Annotated in this window: 26 protein-coding genes; 8 read left to right on the top strand and 18 right to left on the bottom strand. The window is 69.4% G+C overall.

From position 1 onward, the window contains the following. Positions 1–69 precede the first annotated feature (69 nt). The 9 genes from ADK54_RS10225 to ADK54_RS10185 all read right to left on the bottom strand — a co-directional run bounded on the left by ADK54_RS10225 (position 70) and on the right by ADK54_RS10185 (position 6,611). Positions 70–609, bottom strand: coding sequence for a hypothetical protein (locus tag ADK54_RS10225; protein ID WP_053725247.1), 540 nt, complete (start codon positions 607–609; stop codon positions 70–72). 142 nt (positions 610–751) lie between these two features. Continuing rightward, positions 752–1,726, bottom strand: coding sequence for an AAA family ATPase (locus ADK54_RS10220; RefSeq protein WP_053725246.1), 975 nt, complete (start codon positions 1,724–1,726; stop codon positions 752–754). A 151-nt stretch (positions 1,727–1,877) separates the two neighbouring features. Then, positions 1,878–2,579, bottom strand: coding sequence for a hypothetical protein (locus ADK54_RS10215; protein WP_053725245.1), 702 nt, complete (start codon positions 2,577–2,579; stop codon positions 1,878–1,880). A 194-nt stretch (positions 2,580–2,773) separates the two neighbouring features. Beyond that, on the bottom strand, positions 2,774–3,157 hold the full coding sequence (locus ADK54_RS10210; protein WP_053725244.1) for a hypothetical protein: 384 nt from the start codon (positions 3,155–3,157) through the stop codon (positions 2,774–2,776). A gap of 108 nt (positions 3,158–3,265) precedes the next feature. Further along, complete coding sequence (locus ADK54_RS10205) at positions 3,266–3,997, bottom strand: VWA domain-containing protein (RefSeq protein WP_234391993.1); 732 nt, start codon at positions 3,995–3,997, stop codon at positions 3,266–3,268. A 94-nt stretch (positions 3,998–4,091) separates the two neighbouring features. Then, a complete protein-coding gene (locus tag ADK54_RS10200; protein WP_159047716.1) occupies positions 4,092–4,715 on the bottom strand; it encodes a DUF6884 domain-containing protein in 624 nt (207 codons plus the stop codon). 92 nt (positions 4,716–4,807) lie between these two features. Then, positions 4,808–5,341, bottom strand: a complete 534-nt coding sequence (locus tag ADK54_RS10195) for a hypothetical protein (protein ID WP_053725242.1) — start codon at positions 5,339–5,341, stop codon at positions 4,808–4,810. 287 nt (positions 5,342–5,628) lie between these two features. Beyond that, a complete protein-coding gene (locus tag ADK54_RS10190) occupies positions 5,629–6,159 on the bottom strand; it encodes a hypothetical protein (RefSeq protein WP_053725241.1) in 531 nt (176 codons plus the stop codon). Positions 6,160–6,215: 56 nt separating this feature from the next. Next, positions 6,216–6,611, bottom strand: coding sequence for a hypothetical protein (locus ADK54_RS10185; RefSeq protein ID WP_053725240.1), 396 nt, complete (start codon positions 6,609–6,611; stop codon positions 6,216–6,218). 183 nt (positions 6,612–6,794) lie between these two features. On the opposite strand from ADK54_RS10185, the gene ADK54_RS10180 reads away from it, so the two are divergent. The 5 genes from ADK54_RS10180 to ADK54_RS10160 all read left to right on the top strand — a co-directional run bounded on the left by ADK54_RS10180 (position 6,795) and on the right by ADK54_RS10160 (position 10,513). Then, entirely contained in the window at positions 6,795–7,154 is a 360-nt protein-coding gene (locus tag ADK54_RS10180) for a hypothetical protein (protein ID WP_053725239.1), read from the top strand. 249 nt (positions 7,155–7,403) lie between these two features. Further along, the gene (locus ADK54_RS10175; protein WP_053725238.1) at positions 7,404–8,321 is read left to right on the top strand and encodes a hypothetical protein; all 918 of its coding nucleotides are present in this window, start codon (positions 7,404–7,406) and stop codon (positions 8,319–8,321) included. A 264-nt stretch (positions 8,322–8,585) separates the two neighbouring features. Further along, positions 8,586–9,116 (top strand): hypothetical protein, encoded by a 531-nt coding sequence (locus ADK54_RS10170; protein ID WP_053725237.1) that lies wholly within the window; start codon positions 8,586–8,588, stop codon positions 9,114–9,116. Positions 9,117–9,294: 178 nt separating this feature from the next. Beyond that, the gene (locus ADK54_RS10165; RefSeq protein ID WP_159047715.1) at positions 9,295–10,197 is read left to right on the top strand and encodes a hypothetical protein; all 903 of its coding nucleotides are present in this window, start codon (positions 9,295–9,297) and stop codon (positions 10,195–10,197) included. Between the two features lie 118 nt (positions 10,198–10,315). Next, on the top strand, positions 10,316–10,513 hold the full coding sequence (locus ADK54_RS10160) for a hypothetical protein (protein ID WP_053725235.1): 198 nt from the start codon (positions 10,316–10,318) through the stop codon (positions 10,511–10,513). Between the two features lie 189 nt (positions 10,514–10,702). Here ADK54_RS10160 and ADK54_RS46700 read toward each other — a convergent pair whose 3' ends face one another. From ADK54_RS46700 to ADK54_RS47395, 5 genes are all read right to left on the bottom strand, one after another. Continuing rightward, a complete protein-coding gene (locus ADK54_RS46700) occupies positions 10,703–10,846 on the bottom strand; it encodes a hypothetical protein (protein WP_199826920.1) in 144 nt (47 codons plus the stop codon). Between the two features lie 357 nt (positions 10,847–11,203). Continuing rightward, positions 11,204–12,217: a hypothetical protein gene (locus ADK54_RS10155; protein ID WP_053725234.1), complete on the bottom strand. Its 1,014-nt coding sequence runs from the start codon at positions 12,215–12,217 to the stop codon at positions 11,204–11,206. Next, positions 12,214–12,684: a hypothetical protein gene (locus tag ADK54_RS10150; protein WP_053725233.1), complete on the bottom strand. Its 471-nt coding sequence runs from the start codon at positions 12,682–12,684 to the stop codon at positions 12,214–12,216. The genes ADK54_RS10155 and ADK54_RS10150 overlap by 4 nt, the downstream gene beginning before the upstream one ends. A 23-nt stretch (positions 12,685–12,707) precedes the next feature. Next, positions 12,708–13,808: a hypothetical protein gene (locus ADK54_RS10145; RefSeq protein WP_159047714.1), complete on the bottom strand. Its 1,101-nt coding sequence runs from the start codon at positions 13,806–13,808 to the stop codon at positions 12,708–12,710. Positions 13,809–14,007: 199 nt separating this feature from the next. Further along, complete coding sequence (locus ADK54_RS47395) at positions 14,008–15,558, bottom strand: DUF2637 domain-containing protein (protein WP_234391992.1); 1,551 nt, start codon at positions 15,556–15,558, stop codon at positions 14,008–14,010. A gap of 10 nt (positions 15,559–15,568) precedes the next feature. On the opposite strand from ADK54_RS47395, the gene ADK54_RS47390 reads away from it, so the two are divergent. Next, complete coding sequence (locus ADK54_RS47390; protein ID WP_159047713.1) at positions 15,569–15,733, top strand: hypothetical protein; 165 nt, start codon at positions 15,569–15,571, stop codon at positions 15,731–15,733. A 73-nt stretch (positions 15,734–15,806) separates the two neighbouring features. Here the strand turns inward: ADK54_RS47390 and ADK54_RS10135 are convergent, their stop codons facing one another. From ADK54_RS10135 to ADK54_RS10125, 3 genes are read right to left on the bottom strand one after another with little or no spacing between them, the layout of a single operon-like run. Further along, the gene (locus tag ADK54_RS10135) at positions 15,807–15,986 is read right to left on the bottom strand and encodes a hypothetical protein (RefSeq protein WP_053725231.1); all 180 of its coding nucleotides are present in this window, start codon (positions 15,984–15,986) and stop codon (positions 15,807–15,809) included. Further along, positions 15,983–16,444 carry a hypothetical protein gene (locus ADK54_RS10130; protein WP_159047712.1) on the bottom strand — a complete coding sequence of 154 codons (462 nt, stop codon included), beginning with the start codon at positions 16,442–16,444 and terminating at the stop codon, positions 15,983–15,985. Before ADK54_RS10130 ends, ADK54_RS10135 begins: the two co-directional genes overlap by 4 nt. Before the next feature lie 56 nt (positions 16,445–16,500). After that, complete coding sequence (locus tag ADK54_RS10125; protein ID WP_159047711.1) at positions 16,501–16,638, bottom strand: hypothetical protein; 138 nt, start codon at positions 16,636–16,638, stop codon at positions 16,501–16,503. A 590-nt stretch (positions 16,639–17,228) separates the two neighbouring features. Between ADK54_RS10125 and ADK54_RS10120 the strand changes: the two genes are divergently transcribed. Next, the gene (locus ADK54_RS10120; RefSeq protein ID WP_053725228.1) at positions 17,229–18,035 is read left to right on the top strand and encodes a GntR family transcriptional regulator; all 807 of its coding nucleotides are present in this window, start codon (positions 17,229–17,231) and stop codon (positions 18,033–18,035) included. After that, complete coding sequence (locus ADK54_RS10115) at positions 18,032–18,595, top strand: GNAT family N-acetyltransferase (protein WP_053725227.1); 564 nt, start codon at positions 18,032–18,034, stop codon at positions 18,593–18,595. The genes ADK54_RS10120 and ADK54_RS10115 overlap by 4 nt, the downstream gene beginning before the upstream one ends. Before the next feature lie 49 nt (positions 18,596–18,644). Here ADK54_RS10115 and ADK54_RS10110 read toward each other — a convergent pair whose 3' ends face one another. Next, the gene (locus ADK54_RS10110; RefSeq protein WP_159047710.1) at positions 18,645–19,076 is read right to left on the bottom strand and encodes a hypothetical protein; all 432 of its coding nucleotides are present in this window, start codon (positions 19,074–19,076) and stop codon (positions 18,645–18,647) included. Between the last annotated feature and the right edge of the window lie 319 nt (positions 19,077–19,395).

The following is a 19,395-nucleotide window of genomic DNA, read 5'->3' as shown; positions in this document are numbered from 1 at the left end:
TGGAGCCGCTGGGGGCGTCGCGGTCTGGGAGTTGCCCGCAAGGGAGGGCGCCCTTGCGAGGAGGGCCGGTCAGCCGGCGTCGAGGGTCTCGCCGGGCCGCAGGAAGAGCCCGGTGTCGATGAAGTGCTGGCGGGAGACGGATGATTCGGTGTCGTAGTCGCCGAACTCCCCGAAGGAGGTGTCGCACCCGCAGGTGCACGGGGGCATGGTCTCGCCCAGTCCGCTGCGGGTGAGGTGGCAGCCGCCGCACTGCTCCTCGGTGCCGGGGTTCTCGAACGCGCAAGCGCAGAACCAAGGGGCGCACGCGGCGCACAGGCCGCCGTCCTCGACCTGGTCATCGGTGAGTGCGACATTGCAGCCGGTGCACCATCCGGCGGGCCAGGTGAAGCCGAGGTTCTCCAGGCCCGAGGTGATCTCCATGTGCACGTCGGCGCCGGACTTGTTCTGGTCGGCGATGTGGACGAGCACGAGGCGGGTCGCGGCCACCGGGTTGGGGACGCGGGAGCGGCGGGCCGCGTGGTCGGCCAGGAAGATCAGAGCGCGCGCGGTGTGATCGTGGAGCGCGGCGGCGGCGCGGGAGACGAGTGGGGTGCGCGTGGAAAGGGGCAAGGGTGCTCCAGAGGTCGGGGTCGCGTCGGTATGCGGCCTAGCCAGGTGGTGCGCACGGGACCTCCAGCGGTGAAGTGGATGGAGAGCAGCGATGGTTGGCGCCGACGCCGTGGCGGCCGCAGGTGCGGCCGCCACGCCGGCGTCATGAGACGTGGGCGTCCTGCACAGCGGTGGCCTGCAGAGAACGGCCGCGCCGGGTGATGTAGTCGTCCAGGCGGACGAGGGTCACGCCGTCGTCGTCGGTGATCAGGACGTCTTCCAGGAACCGGGCGCGAACGGTGTCCCGCAGCTGGCCGAGTGCGGCATGGGTCACCTCGGGATGGCATGCCTGCGCGATCAGTTCCGTGACCGGCACCGGCGGGGTGGGCGGCTCGCCGTCCTCCAGCCAGTCCCGTACGCGGGCGGCGAACTCGGCCCCGGGCTTGGAGACGACCGCGCCGGACAGGTCCGCGGAGAGCGCCTTGAGTACGACGAGCGTGTTGTCGTCCATCGCGCCGACGAAGTTGAACTCGTACTCGGCGCCGTCGCGTTGCTCGGGCTTGCCGCCGAACCGGCGCATCGTGTGGTGACCCTGCTCGTCGGCCTCCAGGTGGTACTCGGTCTTCGAGCGCAGCGTCGCGATGACGTGGCCGGGGTAGGCGAACAGGGCGTCCCACATGCGGCGTTGACGCGGGCGGACCTCGTTCCAGCCGGACTTGTTACCGCTGGAGCCGCGCTTGGCGGCGTCATCGACCTGTTCGAGGACGCCGCCGTGGCCGGACCAGAACAGCGTGTACGGGTCGACGATCACCGTTGCGTAGCCCTGGGCCGCGCATTCGGCCAGGGCCGCGATGAGCGCCTCCGGCGAGCAGTACGTCAGGGGCGGGCAGACGTCGAAATTGAACCGGTCGGCGTACTTGGAGGCGTGCCCGTGGACCGCCTCGATGACCGCGGTGGTGGAGCCGAGTGCGGAGGCCATCTCCAGCGCGGTGTACGTCTTGCCCGATCCGCTGGGCCCCATCAGCGCGATGCGTCCCGGGAGCCGGGTCTTGACTGCGGGGCCGAACGGGAACTGCGGGTGGGGCGGGCGTGCGGTGGGACTGGGGGTTTCCTGTGGGTGCGTCGTGGTGTCCGTCAAGAGCCCTCCGGGAGCACCTCGGTGGATTCAGGGGCCGGCTCGTCGGGGTCCAGGACGGGGCGCGAAGGCGCACCGTGGGCCGGAGCCGACTCCCTCTGACGCTATTAATTTTACCACAGGTACATTAGAAAATGGCAGGTCAGGGGCTCTTTTACTCCTCTCTGGAGGGCTGTTCCTCGCTGCCTTGTCCGGCTTCCTTGGCAGCCTGCCGGGCGTAGTAGTTGGTCCCGGGCAGGACTCGATAGGGCTCGCCGGCGGGTGTGTAGCCATCCGGCGGGATGGTGCGGCTGGCGTATCGCTCAGCTTTCCGGTCCGCAGCTCCGTCCTTCCACGCTTCCAGGGTCTCCGCGAACCAGTAGGGGCGCTCGAGCTCGTCGATCCCGTCGGGTTCGGGTGCGCGGCCGTGGGTCTTGGAGCTGGTGAAGCTGTTCTCGGAGCCGAAGCCCGCCACCTGCCAGGCATGCGGCACGTAGTACCGGTAGCGGCCTCCGGTCTGCGGATCCACCTTGAGTGGCTTCTCGTCGGAGTCCGGGGCCGGCTGCTTCACGCGGCGGGGGTCGATGGTCGGGCTGGCCGGCGTCCACTTGCCCTTCCCCGGTCGCCGGTACATGAGGCTCTCGTCCGCGTTCATGTAGCCGACGGCCTTGAGGAAGGCGACGACCACCTTGCGGGGGTAGCGCGGCGCAGCGTCGTCCGCCTCCGGCACACTGACCTCCATGGCCTGGGCGACCATGCGCAGTGGCGGCTCCCCGCCAGTCTTGCGGGACGTGTGCCACTTCTGTGCGGCTGTCCGGCCCACGCCGGCCAGCCGCGCAATCTCGCTCAGGTTGAGCAGGTCGTCTTTGCGGGCCATCTCGGCTCCTTGTCGCTAAAAAGTAAATTTACGGCCGATGGTACGGCAAGTTTTCAGGGTCGGCTGCTGGACGGTGCGGCGATGCAACGCTGCGGGAGCGCCGAAAGCCCCGGGACCGGAATCCCAGGGCCAAAGAGCGGATGAGCTGAAGCGTTCGGGGGGCGGGGAGCGAGGTCTTAGGTCCGGTCGCGAGGTCAGCGGAAGGTGAGGTCGTCGCAGCCGCAGCCGGTGTGCCGGCAGGGCAGTCGCCCGCCCTTGGTCAGGCGGGGGGCGTGGGTGGCGGCCGAGTGCGTGCACGCGCACGGGGTGCCCAGCGCGGCCCCGGTGGCCTCGCGCCGCAGGCATCGCTCGGCGAGCGCCGCGGTGATGTCGCGTTCCGCCTGCGCCTCGGCGAGCGCGGCCTGCAGAGCGGCGGCGTCCAGGACGCCCTTCATCTCTGTGGTGTCGATCCGAGCCAGCGCCCGCGCCAGGTCCGGGTCCGCACCGGTCCGGGCGACCAGCACCTGCAGGGCTGCGGCTAGTGCGCCGGCAGCCCGGGAGGCGCTGCTGTAGGACGCGTGGAGTGTCGAGTTGCTCATCGGTGTGTCCAGTTCATCGATCGGGCGCGGACGACGGCCGCGCGCTTCGCTGAGAAGGAGGGTCCGGCGGGCCGGCCGCGCGACGGCGGCCGGCGTTCCCGGCGAGGATCAGTGCCGGACCGGCTGGCGGGCGATGAGCCAGGGGACGAACTCGTGGGTGATGCCGTCGTAGAGCTCCTCGTCGGTGATGTGCTCGGGCTCGTCGGCCTGGAACCGCGAGACGCGGTCGTCCTTGAGCCCGAGGTCGTCGAGGGTATGCAGGAAGTCGACCTTCTTGCCGAAGGCGACGAAGGCGATGAACGCCTCGATCCCCTCACCCTCGCCCTCTCCGACGATCTCGCGCAGGAGGGCGATCACATCGGCCCGGTCGTCCGGATTGCCGTCGGTCTGGAAGACGATCAGCGCGGGCAGGGTCTCCCCGGACTGGCGGTGCTGCTCCAGGACGGCCCGGATGGCCGTCGCGTAATTGGTGCGGCCCATGTGCCCGAGGCGCTGGTGGGCGTCCTCGATCCGGCCGGCGTAGTCGTCCACGCTGACCGTGAACTCGCAGTCAACGTCGGTGGAGAAGAACGTCACCGGCACTGAGCCGTCGGAATCCAGGTTCCGCGCCAGGCCCAGAATCCGCTCGGCGAGGTACTGGACGGTGCCGTCGCTGTAGTACGGGCGCATGGACCCCGAGCGGTCCAGGACGAGATAGACCGCCGCCCGCTGCCCGGCCAGCCCGAACTTCCGCAAGCTGTGCGCGGCCTTGTTGGTCAGCCCCTCCATCGTCGAACGGGCCGGCGCAGCGGCCGGGGAGGCGGCGGTGGAGGAGGAACCGGGGAAGAGCTTCTTGAACATGAGCATTCCTGTCGTCGGGCCGTGGGGCCGTGGAGTTGATCAGGACACGTTGCGCGGAGCGGCCTGTGGACAGAGCCCGGCCGCCCGGCGGCACCTACGGGCGTTGGAGGACGGTGCGGCGGGAGGGCCGGTACAGGTCGGCGAAGAAAGCCAGGTGCTGGCCGATCCCCAGGCCACGGAGCGGGTGTTCCAGCGTGGGCCAGATCGCGGCGGCGAGGTCCGCGTAAGACCTGCCGGCGAAGACCGTCACCCGCGCGGCGCTCACACCGAGGAAGTGGGCCTGGCGGGCCAGCACGTGAGGGGACACCGTGCCGTTCTGGCCCGCGCGCAGGTCGTAGTGCAGGATCGGGTCTTCGTCGCGCAGCAGCCCGAACTTCGCGGACAACGTCAGGACCTGCGCTGAGCCGTCCGCAGCCTCGGCCGCCGCAGCCGCGGCCTTGCGGGCCGCGACGTGGTAGGGACCCACGTACATCTCGCCTGCCGGGGCGGCAGGCACCTCGGCCTTGCCCATCGAGCAGGGCACGAGCAGGACTTGGGGCCGAGGCGCGCGCTGGGCCCGGCTGCGGCCGGCTCGGGTGATCCTGTAGGACGGCGCGCGTGTCAGCGGACCGAACCGGGTGTCCAGGCCCGTGCTGAGCGCCTGGACGAGGCCCAGCTCGGCGAGCTGACGGGCCTCGTTGGCGGGCAGGCACGCTGGAATGTGTCCCTCGCCGTGCACGGCGGCGGCATGAAGACCCGCGCGCTGGGACGCGCTGAGTTGGCTGGCTCGGGCCGCCGCGGGCCGCGAACGGGAGGTTGAGGAGGGGTGGTTCACTGGCGGCGCCCTTCGTCGATCAGGGCGAGCGGCATGGGTAGGCCGTAGTGGTGGGCCAGCGACTCGATCGCGTGCTGGTGGCTGTCGCAGCCGCGCCCCACCTCGGCGCCCGCCGCGTCGGTGACGATCAGCGTCGACGTCGGAGAGGCGCCGTGCGAGGCGAGGACCAGCGCGCCGGACGCGGTCTGGGCCGCGTACCCGTCGAAGGTCACCTCGCTGCGGAAGGCTCCGAGCGGGCCGACGCGGCTCAGCCGCGCGGTGCACTGCGGCTCGTCAGGAACCACCGCAGCCGCAGACACGCAGTATCGGTTGCGAGCCAGAGCGGTGAACTCCCCGGAGCCAAGGGCGACTTCGATGGCGTCGAGGGCCGCGTCCCACCTGCGGCGCGCGGCCGTGCCGGCCCTCGGCAGGGTGAGGCTGCCGTTCTGTATCCAGATGATCTGGACGCGCCAGAAGTCGGCGCTGACGCCGTAGCCGGTCGATGAGGACTCGCCGGTGTCCAGGTCGGGCAGGTCGGTGCGCTCGGCCAAGAGCGTACGGGCGAGACGGATGTCCCATCGCTGGGCGCGGGCGATCGGCGTGTACGGATGGGCGGCGGGCCGGGCGTGGGCAGACGGGGGCAGGGTCTCCTCCAGAGATAGCAGGGCCGGGGCGGCCGGACTAGCAACCAGCTCGGAAAGGTCGAGTGGCCCCGGAACTAGCAGGCTAGAAAGTGCAGTTGGCGTCGCTCGGCGGCTGTGCGGCCGTCCCTCGGCGGGCGGATCACGCCATCGGCGACCCATTTAAAGTAAGGAATACATTGGCAATATGTCAAATTTTAAGGGTCACTCAGGGTGTGGGGCAGCGCGTCTTCCGTCGTCAGCCGGTCGATGTCGACCACCACGACCTCCCACAGAGTGGCGCTCGCGTTCTTGGCCCCGGCGCCTTCGGGTGGCCGCGTTGAGGCTGCCGCCTCGCGCAGCCAGTACAGGTGGCAGCGGACGTCGTCGGCGCTCAGCTCCCCGGCGCCCTCCAGGCCCTCGATCTCATAGAAATGCGCGACCAGGCGCCCGCCCGGCCGGTCCGGCACCCGCCGGGGCGGCAGACTGCGGACCGGCAGGCCCTCCTCGCCGATCGCGCGCCGGGACACCTCACGGACATGCTCGGTCAGCGCGACCCGCGACACCCAGGGACGCTCCCGCGCGAGCCGCGCATGCTCCCGAGCCAGACCGGGGGAGTCGAGGCGGTGGCTGGTGTACTCGTGGACCTCGGTGTCGCCCGACCGGCGATAGACCGACACCGTCCACATCACCCGCCGCTCCGTACGCGAGGAGTCCTCCGGCGCGGCCGGGATCCGGATCCAGTCCATAGGTGAGCACCTCCTCGTGCGGTGCGCAACGGCGGAACTCGCCGGGGCGGCGGCCATCAGGCCGTCACCTTGCGGACCGGCGTGACGGGAACCCGAGTTCCGCCGAGGCCGGATTCCCTGGCGGGCGGAGCCTGCTCGGGGGCGACGCACCAGGAGCACCGCACCTGCCGCTCGGAGGTGCAGGGCTGCTCGAAGACCGGGGAGCGGGTCAGCCGGGTGCAGTTCCCGCAGGTGAACCAGCCCAGCTTGTTCAGGCCCTGCTCGGTGATCGCGTAGCGGCCGGTCGCGCTCGACCGGGTCGCATACTCCCGCTCCACGAGCGTGTTCAGCACGCGGGCCGTGTACGCGACGGAGTGCAGCCGCCAGGCGCAGTCGGGGCTCCAGGTGCCGCTGTTGAGGCGGGCGAGTGCGCTGAGAGCGGTGAGCTGATGATGGCCGAGCGGGCGGGTCAATGGGCCTCCAGGCTGTCGAACTTCCGGTGATGCGTGGGCTGTTGCGGTGCGGCCCACTCATCGCAATGACCCTATTAGATTGACACATAAATCCATTGTTGGTAAAGTTAATAGCGTCAACGGGTTGATGGTTCGACACCGAAAGCACCGCTCGGCGGTACCCAACTACGACAAGGGGCAACGGTGGCCACGCACGCCGCGAACACCAAGGACGCGCACAGCACCAACGACCACGTCTTCACAGCCGACGTCGTGGGCCTGCACACTACGGACCACTCGCCATGCCCCCTCAGTGGAGAGGCGGAGCACCGCCACCACCAGGGACGGCCGCTCAACCCGGACTGTGCCGCCCTCGGCGGCCGCAATGGGTTCGGCTTCCAGTGCACTTGCGGAGCCCTCCGCCCCTCCGGCAGCAAACTCGCCGCCATCGAGGACAAGGCCCGCCACCTCGCCCTCCACCGCGGTGACCTTCTGGTCCACCGCATCGTCCGCGGCAGCGACGGCCCCTCGGTGATCCAGGAGATTCACACTCTCCATCACTGAACACCCGCGCACCGACCGGCCAGTCACCTGACGAGCGGGTCGCCCTCCGCCCGCTGGCCTTGAACGGAGTCACCGCGCCGAGCACAACGTGGGCTACGCCTACGGGCTGCCGCTTCTCGGCGAGCCGATCCAGGGCGACAGCTCGCTCGGCATCGTCTTCCACTTCCTGACCTGAGCGCATCCGCCGGGCTGCGGGACAGCGCCGCAGCCCTGGCTCCCGAAACCCGATACCCAGCAAGAGGGAGTCCCGTGACCACCCCATACACCGTCGACGACAGCAGCCTGACCGTTGCCCTCGACGAGGCCCACGAACGCATCAAGCGCGCCGAGGAGCGCCTGGCCCGCATCGCGTGTGCGCACATCGCTGCAGCCGTCCGCGACATCCTCACCGACCACCACCCCGACCCGGACGCACCATTCGATGCCGCCCACCTGCGCCTGATCCTCCTCCCTCTCGGTACGGTCGAAGCCGACGGCACGTACTGGACCACCACCGGCGAGGCACGCCGCCTCTCGATTCCCGCCGCAGGCTACGGCGCGGGCGATGTGAACGGCTGGGCTCACCAATTGAACGACTACAACCGCGACATCTGGATGCCCCTGTGCCAGAGCGACACCGCCCCTGACGGAACGATCGCCTACCGGCTCGACCTGGCCCAGGCCGTCGCCCTTCCCCCCGAAATCCAGAACATGCCGCGGATGGCCGAGATCCGCGACCGTCTCACCGCCGCCGCCCGCAACCCCTGGTACATCGACCCGTACGCATGGGACCGCCATGGCGCACTCGTCGCGGACGACGACCCCGCCGCCACGCACACCGACTTCCACATCATGGACGCCGAAGGCCTGCGGGTAGCCGAAGTCTCGGTTAACCACGAACCCGGCGACAGCGAAGACCCCACCGCAGATCTGGCCGTCTCCCGGGCCTCCGCCGAATTCATCGCCCAGGCCCCCCAGGACCTGGCCTATGTGATGGCCTACCTGGAACACCTGGGCGGAGGCGAGGACGCCGAGCTCCCGCACCTGCACAGCGCATGCGGACACTGTGGCACCCAGCTCTATACCTCCGCCGTGTCCGAGACCCCGACCGCGCTGGACGGCAGTACCCGGTGCGGGAACAGGCTTACCTGGCTCGGCCTCCCCCGTCAGCACCTCCCGCACCCCTGACTCCCTGCTCAAGGCAGTGGAAGGTATCGCCGCGGCACACATCGGGCACATGGGGAACCACTCGAGCCCGCCCCTGCGCTGCCGTTCCACTGACACCAGCAACTGAACGCCGGCCCCGACTGCGTACGCCGAGACGTTCATGGACGGCACCAGCGACCTACGCCCTCGGCTGGGGCGCTGTCCACAGGCCACCTGGCGGACAGTCGTCTCGCCGCCCGCGCCCACCAACTCCTCTCCCCGCAGCAGAAAGTGAGCCCCGACCCGATGTTCCCCGCCACTCGCCCGGTCGCGATCACCGCCACCGCTGTCTCCGCCGTAATCCTGCTGACGGCCTGCACCTCCAGCACGCCCAAGCCCCCGCCGCTGGAGCACGGCACCGTGAAGAAGAAGGACCACAACGAGGCGCGGCCCTCCACACCGGTCTACGAAGACCGCTACCGCGAGACGAACTGCCGCGACGTCACCACCAACGCGCTGGCCCTCACTGGCATAAGCCGGCCCTCAACCGGCGGACGCTCGACCACCAGCGGGGGCGGAGGGGGCGGCTCGAAGGTGAAGCCCGGCACTCCGAACAAGCTGGACAAGGGCAACTCGAGCGGATCCAACGGCAGCACGAGCGGGGGCAAGTCCAGCTCCCGCCGGGTCTGCGACCGCCAGTACCTCGGGCGCGTGCAGACCGGGGTGAACACGCACCCGGAGGTCTGGAAGGTTCAGATCGTCAAGGGCAAGCGCTCCAACTGGAAGGAAGTCACCGAGACGACGTGGCGCAAAATCAAGATCGGCGACCGCATCTGATCCAGCCCGCGACGCCACGGCCATGCGGCGGCCGCGGTCCACAGGGGAGGGCGTCGGCCCCGGGCTCTGTCCACAGGCGCCCTTGCACACCGTGATCGTGTCCTGCTCTTTACCAGGACGCCGTGGGCCCGCATCACGCGCTCGCCCTGCGGCAGGCATCCCGTGAAAGGCCCGGCCCATGGCAGCCACGTCCACGACCGCAACCTGGATACTCACCCTCGTCGGCAACATCGCGTGCCTACTCCTAGGTGTCCAGATGCTCCGGTTCTGGATAGCCAAGGACTGGCCCCGTATGTGCACGGCCCTGATCGGGGCCATGACACTGCTGACCCTGGTGTTCAACCCGAGCCTCCCCATGGAGCTGGCGGCCAGGCTGCGGGCAACCGTCGCCAAGAACTTCGACGCCGACCCCGCCCCTGTGGACCACGGCACGACCACGCCGGACGAAACGGGGCACACTGACAGCACGTCGTGGGGGACGATCGCGATCGTCGCCGGCACCATCGCGGCACTCATCGCGCTCCTGCTCATCGCCAGCGCTCTCGCCGCAGTGCTGCGCCGCCGACGCGAGCGTACGCAAGCGCAGTCGCGGCATGACGGCGAACTCTCCCAGAGGCGAGCCGAGTTGGAGACCCGGCACGACGCGGTGCGGGAGGCATACGGCGACTTCGAAATGAACCTCCTGGACAACCTCCACCGACTGGCCCTTGCCGACGTGAACGTCACCCAGACCGCCCGCCTCATCGACGCCCTCGACGCCGCGCGCGATGCCCGCATCTCCACCGCCCCCGAAACCCTCGACACCTACCGCAAGACCGTCACCGCCCTCGAAGCTGCCTTCAAGAGCGCCGACCACCACGCCCGAACGACCGGCGCCCGATACCTCCCGCCCGCCGAACGCCGCAACATCGAACAGGCCCAAGCCGCCCTGGCTGTCGCCCTCGACGAGCGCGGCTACGCCCCCCAGCGCCAGATCGCCCTGCGCCGCGCACTGACCCTGATCGAGAGCGTCATCCCCGTCCCCAAGGAAGCCATGGCCGCCCTGGAGATGAACACCCGCCCCGCGCTGACCAAGAACTGAACCGCACCACGCTGCTGTCGGACCGGCTGATACAAGAAACTGCGAGGCCAGCGGCCCATGCAGCGCCGCGGACACCGCCCGACCCGCCGCCACATCACCGCGAGGGGAACCGAAACGCTTGCGCGGGCAGCTTTGCGAGGGAATCGAGATCATTACGCCCCTGCCGTATCGCCTCGTCGGCGGCGGCTGCGGCGCGCTCGTCGCGAAGGCTGATCCCGAGGCCGATCGGGAGATTGCCCACGAGATCATCAAGGCTCGTGCCGGCGCCTACCCGCTACCGGGGGCCGTGCGGGGCAACCTCCCGCTGGCGCCCTGAGCGGGGCGAGGCCGCCACCCGATTGACCACCAGTGCCGTCGGCGAAGAAGACGGCGAGCCCTGACGTCTGAGACCCAACCCGGCAACGCACCCGGCGCCCAATTCCGCGTAGCGGGCGGACGAGGGTCCCAGACCGCAAAACGAACTGACCCCAGAGCGACACATCTTGCGTGAAGTGGCGCTCTGGGGTCAGTTCGTGAACGCGCGCCAGACACTCCAGAGGACGAGCAGGCCGACGACTGCCGCGGCGACGGCGTCGCCCATGGACGGCCGCCAGGCAGCAGCGCGGGCGAACGGGCTGATCCAGGCGATGCGCTGGATGCATTCCCCCACGGGGTAGTCACCGTCGTGACGTCGGCGTCGGTGACGCACACCGTGGCCTTCTGCGCCTGCGCGAAAGGAGTAGGGCCGGGACGCCGTGCCGCAGCGCGGGCAGTTGTACGTGAACGGCACGGCCGCCTCCTGATCCGAACGGTGGTCATCCGGATCGTAGAGGCGAAGACAACTCCCGCGGACGGACAGGGCCTTTTTCTCGCCTTCGGCGGCGAAAGCGCCGGAGGGTCGGCCCCCGAACACGATGTCGACGGGCGTAGACAGAGGTGTCGACGGCCCGTCGACGGCGGTGAGATGAGCGGTAGATGCCCTGGTAGATGGGGGTGTAGATGGCATCTACGCCCCCACAGGGGCGGATCAGGCGACGGCTCCAGGGGAGGGGTCGGGTACAGCCTGGAGGTGGGGCTGGACGGGGGTGATGAGCCCGGCCGGCACGGGGGCCTCGGCGGGGGGTGCGGTGAGGGGTGCTGCGGGGCCCCCTTCTTCGGCCTGGACGGGGGTGGCCGGGGGCCCCTCGGACGGGGTTGGGAGGACGGGTCGGGTGAGGGCCTTCAGGGCCTCCTCCAGAGAGGTGCCGAACGCCGCCTGCAGCTCGTCGGCCCGGACTCCCCAGGTGGGCCCCTTCCCTTTGGCACGGACGTTCTTGCTGACGGGGATCCCGGCTGCAGTGCACCACTCCCGGAGCTGGGCCTGATCCCAGTCGCCGAAGCCCTTGGCCTCAGTCTGAAGCCGCTCGAGGAGCTCGGCGATGTGAACGCCCATGTGTTTGGGTGCAGCGTCCAGGACGGCAGCCACGATGAACCGGACGAGCCGGCGGGCGAGGTCCTGGTCGGATTCCTGGGTGTGCTCCCCCGTAGATTTTTCATGATCGTTTTGGGTGGTGGTCTCCTGCAGTGGGGGAGCGATCATCCATGCGGCGATTACCCACACCACCCCGAGGACGGCGCCGCCCATCGGCACGTACGGGGCGATGTACGGCCAGGCGAGCCACATGAACAGCCAGATGAGCCCCGCCACGACGACGCCGGCGAACAGGATGATCAGGCAGCCCAGGCCGACCCGCTCGATCGCATCGTCGGTGGCAACCCGCGCCGCCTTCTTGGAGACCTTGACGGTGCTCGGCCCCGGCGTGCCCGCGGAGCCATCACCGGCGGACTCGTCACCCTGCTTCTGTTCGGCCGGGGCGGTCTTCGCCGGCGGGGCGTCGAGATTCATGGCCGCCGTCCAGCCGAGCTTGACGACTCGGCCCACCCTGCGCAGCAGGAACGATGCGATGAGGCGTGACCCGGTCAGCAGTGGGAGCAGCAACAGCCGCGGTGCCTGCCTGCCGTCCTGGAACGGGATGCTGATCTCCCTGAGCAACTCCTTCATGCGAGCTTCTCAAGGAACGTGCCGGTCACCTTGAAGAGGATCCCCCAGAACGCGCCAGCGACGCCGCACGCGACGCCAAGGCTCAGGCCGAAGAACGCGGGGGGAAGACGACGCTGCCATTCCGGCAGGAAGGACAGGATGAAAAGGATCAAGGCGATGCCCGCCGGCGAGGCTCCGGAGGCGAAGTTCGGATCGGTGAGGGTCGAGGCCGCGGTGCTGTGGACTCCCTCGGCCAGACTCCTCCAGGTCCCCCCGGCGATCATAAACAGCACACCAGTCACCGCTGCGAGCCCGGCGAGCTGACGGCGGTCGTCGAAGTACTTCCTGGTGATCTTCGACTTGTTGCGGATGGCGATGATCAAGAGGAAGAAACCGGCGCACGCGAGGGACGAGAGCCCGACCGCTCCCAGGCCCTGGGTGAAGCTGGCGCCGGAGTCAGGCGCGGCCGCGGCGAGCACGGTGTTCATGGGGGTCACGGGTGGAGTGCCTTTCAGATGACGGGGCCGTTGTAGTACAGCGCGCAGACGAGCAGGGAAGTGGCCAGCGGAATGCGTGACAGCCAGCGCTTGAGCAATCCGCCGTGGCGCGTGCGCCACACCAGCCAGCCCGAGGCGCCGCACATGGTGAGACCGACGACGAGCAGGGAAACGTCGGTCTGGTTCAGCCCGACGGAGCGCGCCATCGTGTCGGAGGTGTACGGCAGGAGCGTCTGACCGAGGCGGCGGCCAACCTCGGCGGCGATGAACACCACGCCAAGGCGGCCCCATACACCGAACGGCACGAACGGAGCGAGCAGTTCACTGCCCGCGGCCTTCCACGCGGCGAATGCCCCGGCGAGGGCCATGCCCGCCCCGAGCAGGCCGCCGGCAGCGGTCATGGCGGCAGGCGGAAACTGCGACAGGTATGCGTTCAGGCCGAGGACGGATCCGGCCGCCGCAGCGGTGCCGTTGAAGGTGATGACGCGCCAGAATCTGCTGGGCCGCCACCGGGTTGCATACTGCGGCCGAGACTGGAGCGTCGGCCGCGGCTTCTCGACGGTGAAGAGCCGCGGGCGTGCGACGGCCTCGTCGGCTTCCTCGCCATGAGGGCCAGGCGCATCAGGCTCGTTGCTCTTCTGCACTTGGATCAATACCGGCCCACCATCGGCGGGGACGGTGAGGATGTGGCCCGAGTTGGTGTCGAGGTCCGCGTCCTGGTCGCGATAGAGGGGGTCCCACCAGGCAGGCTTGGCATCGCGCGGAGCGGCCTTCGGCGAGGCGGCGGGCTTCGGGGCGTTCCGGGCGATGCGCCACCAATCCGGCTTGCCCGCGGGAGCGGTGGACGATGCACTCGACCCCTGCGCGGCTGTCCTGTTCACTCCGCTCCCCCGAGGGGTGGGCGGGACCCCTTCCGGGGCGCTGACCTGGGCATCTACAGCATCTACAGGGGCATCTACCGCTCCGGCTGCAGGGGGTGCGATCGGACGCTTTGCCGTCGCCTTGCCGTCGCCCGAAGCAGGTGCCCCGGGGCGCGGCTGGGTGTGTTCCTGCACCGGCACCTCATCCGGCAGCGGCACGTGGAAGGGGTCGATCTTCTCGTCGGCAGTGGTCACGATTCCTCCCTCCTCGGAGGCTCCAGTGATCCGCTCTCCCGCAAGGGCGAGGTGGATCAGCATGCGTATGAACTTCTCGTCGTGGTCGGTGCTTTCGCAGCTCAGCGGTCCCGCCGTGCGTCGGGCGTGGGACCTGTCGGGGCCGGGCGAGGGCCTCGGACCCAGGTCCGGCACGCGGGGAAGGTCCTCGCTGACGGGCTCAGTCATCGGCCGCGGCCTTGGCCTTCTGCTCCGCCTCCTTGAGCGCCTTGGACATCCAGCCCTGCGAGCGGCCGAGGCCCTTCACGAAGGCCTTCTGCGTCAAACTCGGGTCCGCCTTCTTCGCGGCGACCCACTCGGCCGCAGCCTTGGCCCGCTCCGCCTCCTCCGGGCTTGGGGCACCAACGGCGGCGTGAACCGAGGTCGGCGCGGGCGCCTTCGCGGCGTGCACGCGAGGGGCGCGGCGTGAATTCACGCCGCCGTCGTTCACGCGCTCGTCTTCACGATCGCCGGGGGGCTTGTTCACGGCCTTGTCCGGTGCCGGGTTCACGGTGTCCAACGTGTCGTTCACGGTGCCCGATTCACGGTCGGCCGAGCGGTTCACGCACACCTGGCCCGGATGCTTCACGCTCCAGGCCAGTCGATTCACGGTCTCGGCTTCACGCGTGAATTCACGGGGCTTCACGATCGGCGTGAACTCGTTCACGGTGCCTGTGAGCAGCGGATTCACGGAGTTCACGCGGTTCACGGTGATGCCGTTCACGGCGGGCTTGAACGGTTTCATGCGTGAATCGGCCCCGCTCGCGGACTGGTTCACGGGCAGCCGTGAACTGCCGTGCCGTGAACCGTTCACGGGGGCATCGGCCGGCGTGTGAATCGGCGGGTTCACGCTCGGGCCGGCGCCCGGATTCACGGTGTCCCGTTCACGCTCGGCCGCCGAGTTCACGGTTGCCGTCCACTGCGTCGGCGCCTCTCCGTCGCCGGAGTTCACATCGGCGCCGGCACTCGCGTTCACGGCCTGGACGGAAACGTTCATGCTGGGAACGTCCGGCAGGACGTCCGCGGCGGAGGTGATCGCGAGCGCGTCGGCGATGTGGGTCTCCAGCGGGCTCCTCTCCAACGACGGCGAAGGGGCCGACACCAGGTCGCGGCCGGCACTGAGCGGGACGCCGTAGCGGGCGAGTTGCAGCGGCAGCCGGGCCTCGACCGGGGCCTTGCGGCGCCAGGCGCGACCGAACCGGCTCCGCAGGCGGGCTTGGTAGACCAGGCGCTCCTGCTCGAGCGTGATGACCCTCTCGTAGGAGCGCAGCTCCCACAGCTTCATCCGCCGCCACAGCTTGAACGTGGGAAGCGGCGAGAGCAGCCACCGGATCAGCCGGACCGGCTCGATATGACGGCCGGCGGTGATATTCGCCAGCCGCCCGACCGCGTGCCGGGCGGCTTCGACCGTCACGACGAACAAGACCGGGATCACCGCGTGCATGCCGACCCCCAGAGGGTCGGGCCAGGCCGCGGCACCGTTGAACGCGATGGTTGCGCCGGTGAGCAGCCAAGCGGTCTGCCGCAGCATGGGAAACGGCATCCGTAGCCAGGTCAGCAGCAGATCCAGAGAGAGCAGGACGAGGATCCCCGAGTCGACTCCGAGCGGGAACACGTGAGCAAAGGTGCCGAAGCCCTTGCGGATCGCAAGGTCGCGGACCGCGGCATACGAGCCGGCGAACCCGATCCCGGCGATCACCACCGCGCCGCCGACCACGACACCGACGATCACGCGCTGCGCCTTGTTGAGCGGCGGTCGGCTCTCCTCGTCGGCCGAGGCCGGCGAGGACGTCGTAGAGGGGGTGCTGGTGCTGGAGGTGGTCACCGTACTTCTCCTGTGCGAGGCGGCTCCGAGGGGCGAAGACGCGGGGGACAACGGGGTTCTGCCGTCCCCCGCGATGTACTAAAGGGACACGCGCCCGCGCTCTGGCTGCCCCTGAGGGCGCCGTCCGCGCCCTGGCGGCGGCGGTCGGAGCAGGGTCAGGGGGAAGCGTTGTGGTCACGAGGCATCAGGCGCTCCGCCCGGCGCATCTGCTTAAAGGCGGTCGCTCGGTCGGCGGCGCCGCGGTCGTAGTCCTGCTGGCACCGGTCGACCGTGGCGGGCTCGGCCAGGATCTGATTCTCGCGGGGCTGCGTGGCCGGGGGCGTGGTCTGCGTCACCGCGTACCTCCGGTGGAGGCCATGGCGGTGATGTGCACGGTGGAAGTCCCGCAGTGCCCACGGGCTTCCAGGTACTCACCGGCGTCGTGCAGGCCCGGCGCGTTGATTGCCCTGGCCAGCGAGTCGATCAGCGGGTTGGGCAACGGGCGCCCGATGTGGACAGCCACGTCGGCCTCCAACGGCGCCACGTCGCTGATCATGTCAAAGAGGCTGGCGACCAGGTCGTCGTCGGCGAGTCCACCGAGCTCGGGCCGAGAAGGAGGGACGGCGGCCGGGACCATGACGGTCAGCCAGCTGGCCAGCACGCCCCTCATCTCCATGAGCTCCAGGACGAGTTGGACCTCCGTCATGTTCGACAGGTCGAGCTTAATCACGCGGCGCAGCACGTCGCGCGCAGCCTCGGCCGCCTTCACCCGGCGTTCGGCCGGACTCAGGTTGCCGAGGCGGCTGCGAGCCATGCCTGCAAACTCGATCAGACTCGGGTGTACGGGCTCGAAGGGAACGGGCACGGACATCAGAGGACCCCCTTCGCGGCCGCCGTCTTGGAAGCCAGAGTCAGGCTGGACAGGTACGCCCCCGCGACCTCGGCGGCGCGGGCACGCGTATCGGTGTCCACCGCGGCGGCGATGACCTTGGAGTGTGCGGAGCTCATCGCCCCTAACTGGACGGTGGCGCGAGCGGGGCGATCACTAATCTGGGACATAGTTCGGACTCCTCGGTGAGTGAGGTGTTCGGGTGAGGCCCTGGCGGGAGTGGCGACTCCCCAGAGGGGCCGAGGGCGGCCCTGGCCGGGAGTAACTCCCGGTCAGGGCCGTTGTGTTGGCCAGACGGCCAAGGCCACGGCACACGCATGGTGTGCCGGGCCTTGGTTGTCTGGACTGTCAATCGCGCCCGCTCAATTGCTGTTCGGCGGTGCCGATGGGTAGCTGGCGGGCGCTCAGTCCTATGTCCGCTGTGCAGTTCTCAAAGAGCGGGCCTGTATTGAGCAGGGTCTGGCAGTGCGCCGAACTTGTGCTGCTTAGACCAGGTATGCACCGCCGTAGACCCGCCAACCTGTCAAGACAGGTTGTGGTGCCGGTCACGACCGTAGCGATCAGCTGGCGGCCCGTCAACACCTGTCAAGACAGGTTGAATTGAAGGTGCGGGGCATTGCATTGCCGATGCGGCAGCGTCTTGGCGGGTGGGGGTGCATCGCGAAGCGACTCTTGCTAACCTGTCGCGACAGGTTGCTAAGGTGCGGCCATGAGTAGCAATCGCCCGCGGAAGCCGCAGGAGAAGACGACAGTCGACGACGTCGTCATCCTGCTGCGCGAACGCATCAAAGCCGGAGACTTCCGCAAGCCCGACGGCTCTCCGGACAAGCTTCCCTCAGCCCAGGTTCTCGGCGACGAGTACGGGCTGAGCCGGCAGTCGCTGGTTCGTGTGCTGGAGAAACTCAAGGCCGAGGGCATTGTGCGGACACGCAAAGGTTCGGGCGCCTGGGTCCACGACTGGAAGCCGCTGCTCTTCTATCCGCAGTCGGAGTTCCACGAGCAGGCGCCCAACATCGACATCTACACGTCCCTCCTCGACGCCGCGCACCGCAAGGGCGACGCCCGGATGGACGAGATCACGCGCGAGCCGGCAGACGAACTCGTCCGCAGCCGCCTGGGCCTGCTGGACGGCGAATACGTAGCCGTGCGCCGCAGAACCAACATGGTGGACGGGGCCGCGGCCCACACCGACGACTCCTACGTGGCGCTGCGCATCGTCGAGAGAAGCGACTGGGTGCTGCAGGACAACGTGGAGCGCGGCACCAACCGCGTCCTGACTGAACTCGGACACGAGATCGTCCGGTCCATCGACGAGATCCACCCCCACACGACCACCGAAGGCGAGAACCTGCGCCTGGGCCTCGGGGCCGGCAACTCCGTGCCCGCCATCAAAATCGTCAGCACCAACTACGACGCCGCCGACCTGCCCGTACAGGTCACCCTCTTCACGCTGCCGGCCCACCGCAACATCACCGTGTACGAGCGGTTCCGCACTACCGAGCGAGGCGGAGAGTGATCGTTGCCCGGGCCGTGCCGGCCGACATTCCCCGGCTCCTCCAGTTCCGCACCGACGCGGCCAACTGGCTACGCACCCAGGGCAGCGACCAGTGGTCCACGCCCTACCCGCCCGAACTCCTCATCGACAGCGTGACGGCCGGCGAGGTCTACCTCTTCCACCCGGCAGCGCAGTCCGCTCCCGTGGCCACCGTCACCCTCGACCAGAAGGCCGAACCCGTCCTGTGGACCGAGGACGAACGACACGAACCGGCCCTGTACGTCCACAAATTGACCCTGGCGCGGCCGGGCAGCGGGGAGAACCTGGGAGCAAGAATTCTCAACTGGTGCGGAGACCAGGCGACCCGCCTCGGGGCGAAGTGGCTGCGCCTCGACGCCTGGACCACCAACACACGCCTCCACGGCTACTACGAGCGCCTCGGATTCACACACCTGCGGACCGTCCACGATCCCGCCGCATACGAATCGGGATGGGTCGCACAGCGGCCGGCCCTGCCGTGCGAACGCCCCTTCCACCAGGCGGCAGACGACAGCCAGGAGAGGCACGAGGACCGCTCCTGACCACCAGCAGCTGCCGCCCGCCCGCCGCCACGGGGCTCAGGAACCCCTCCTACGCTTCACCCCGCAGCGGACGCATCAGCCATCGCCCCGGGGCGGGATCGCGCACCTCGTGAAACGGCGCAACGCGGGGGTCGGTGAGCGGAATTGCCGCCCCGTACGCCCACCGTGACAGCTCCCCGCCATGGCGCAGCCCGTAGACGAACGCGATGCCCGAGGGCCGCGCGGCGGCCGAGGCGAGCGCGTTGAGCAGCCCGGTGATCAACTCGCCTCCGCGCACGGCAGCGCAGGTCGCGACGTGGACCCAGGGCGTGCCGGGGCCGGCGAGTTGCGCCACGATCCGTGCCGGATGTCCGGCGACCGCCTTCGTGGCCTCGATCTGCCCGGTGTTGCCGGCGACCGGCCCCCACAGGTCGACGGAGACCACACGATCGGCTCGAACTAGCCGGTCGTCGGACAGTCGAAGCCAAGCTATTGCGGACATGTCGGGCCCTTCCGTTCCATGATTGAGACCCGGACCGTACGAGCGCGGGGCTGTGGACAGAGGCTGCAGGGGTAGGACCCACCAGGACACCCAGACGTCCCGACGTTTCGAATCTGGAGGTTCGCTATGGCCCGGATCCAGCGTCTGGCCGCGAGGGCGTTCTTCTTCGCGCGCTTCGGGACTTCGTGGTGGACGTGCGTCATCGAGTCCCCCGGCACGGCGGCTGCCTCACCCCGGGCGGCCGCGTCCACGAAGAACAGGTCGGGCTGCTTCGGGACGCGGCACCCGCCCGCGTCTCCTGGCGGCCCCGCTCCTCGAC

The organism is Streptomyces sp. WM6378 (genome assembly GCF_001279695.1).
Taxonomy (GTDB): domain Bacteria; phylum Actinomycetota; class Actinomycetes; order Streptomycetales; family Streptomycetaceae; genus Streptomyces.
Note: the sequence above shows the minus strand (reverse complement) of the source record. Positions and strands in the feature narration are given on the sequence as shown.

Bases quoted from the DNA above. Each gene is read 5' to 3' on its own strand.
- ADK54_RS10130 (WP_159047712.1), bottom strand. From the start codon at position 16,444: ATGGCTCGCAGCCGCCTCGGCAACCTGAGTCCGGCCGAACGCCGGGTG.
- ADK54_RS10190 (WP_053725241.1), bottom strand. From the start codon at position 6,159: ATGGACTGGATCCGGATCCCGGCCGCGCCGGAGGACTCCTCGCGTACG.
- ADK54_RS10170 (WP_053725237.1), top strand. From the start codon at position 8,586: ATGTTCCCCGCCACTCGCCCGGTCGCGATCACCGCCACCGCTGTCTCC.
- ADK54_RS10150 (WP_053725233.1), bottom strand. From the start codon at position 12,684: ATGAACACCGTGCTCGCCGCGGCCGCGCCTGACTCCGGCGCCAGCTTC.
- ADK54_RS10155 (WP_053725234.1), bottom strand. From the start codon at position 12,217: ATGAAGGAGTTGCTCAGGGAGATCAGCATCCCGTTCCAGGACGGCAGG.
- ADK54_RS10210 (WP_053725244.1), bottom strand. From the start codon at position 3,157: ATGAGCAACTCGACACTCCACGCGTCCTACAGCAGCGCCTCCCGGGCT.
- ADK54_RS10205 (WP_234391993.1), bottom strand. From the start codon at position 3,997: ATGTTCAAGAAGCTCTTCCCCGGTTCCTCCTCCACCGCCGCCTCCCCG.
- ADK54_RS10165 (WP_159047715.1), top strand. From the start codon at position 9,295: ATGGCAGCCACGTCCACGACCGCAACCTGGATACTCACCCTCGTCGGC.
- ADK54_RS10215 (WP_053725245.1), bottom strand. From the start codon at position 2,579: ATGGCCCGCAAAGACGACCTGCTCAACCTGAGCGAGATTGCGCGGCTG.
- ADK54_RS10110 (WP_159047710.1), bottom strand. From the start codon at position 19,076: ATGTCCGCAATAGCTTGGCTTCGACTGTCCGACGACCGGCTAGTTCGA.
- ADK54_RS10125 (WP_159047711.1), bottom strand. From the start codon at position 16,638: ATGAGCTCCGCACACTCCAAGGTCATCGCCGCCGCGGTGGACACCGAT.
- ADK54_RS10120 (WP_053725228.1), top strand. From the start codon at position 17,229: ATGAGTAGCAATCGCCCGCGGAAGCCGCAGGAGAAGACGACAGTCGAC.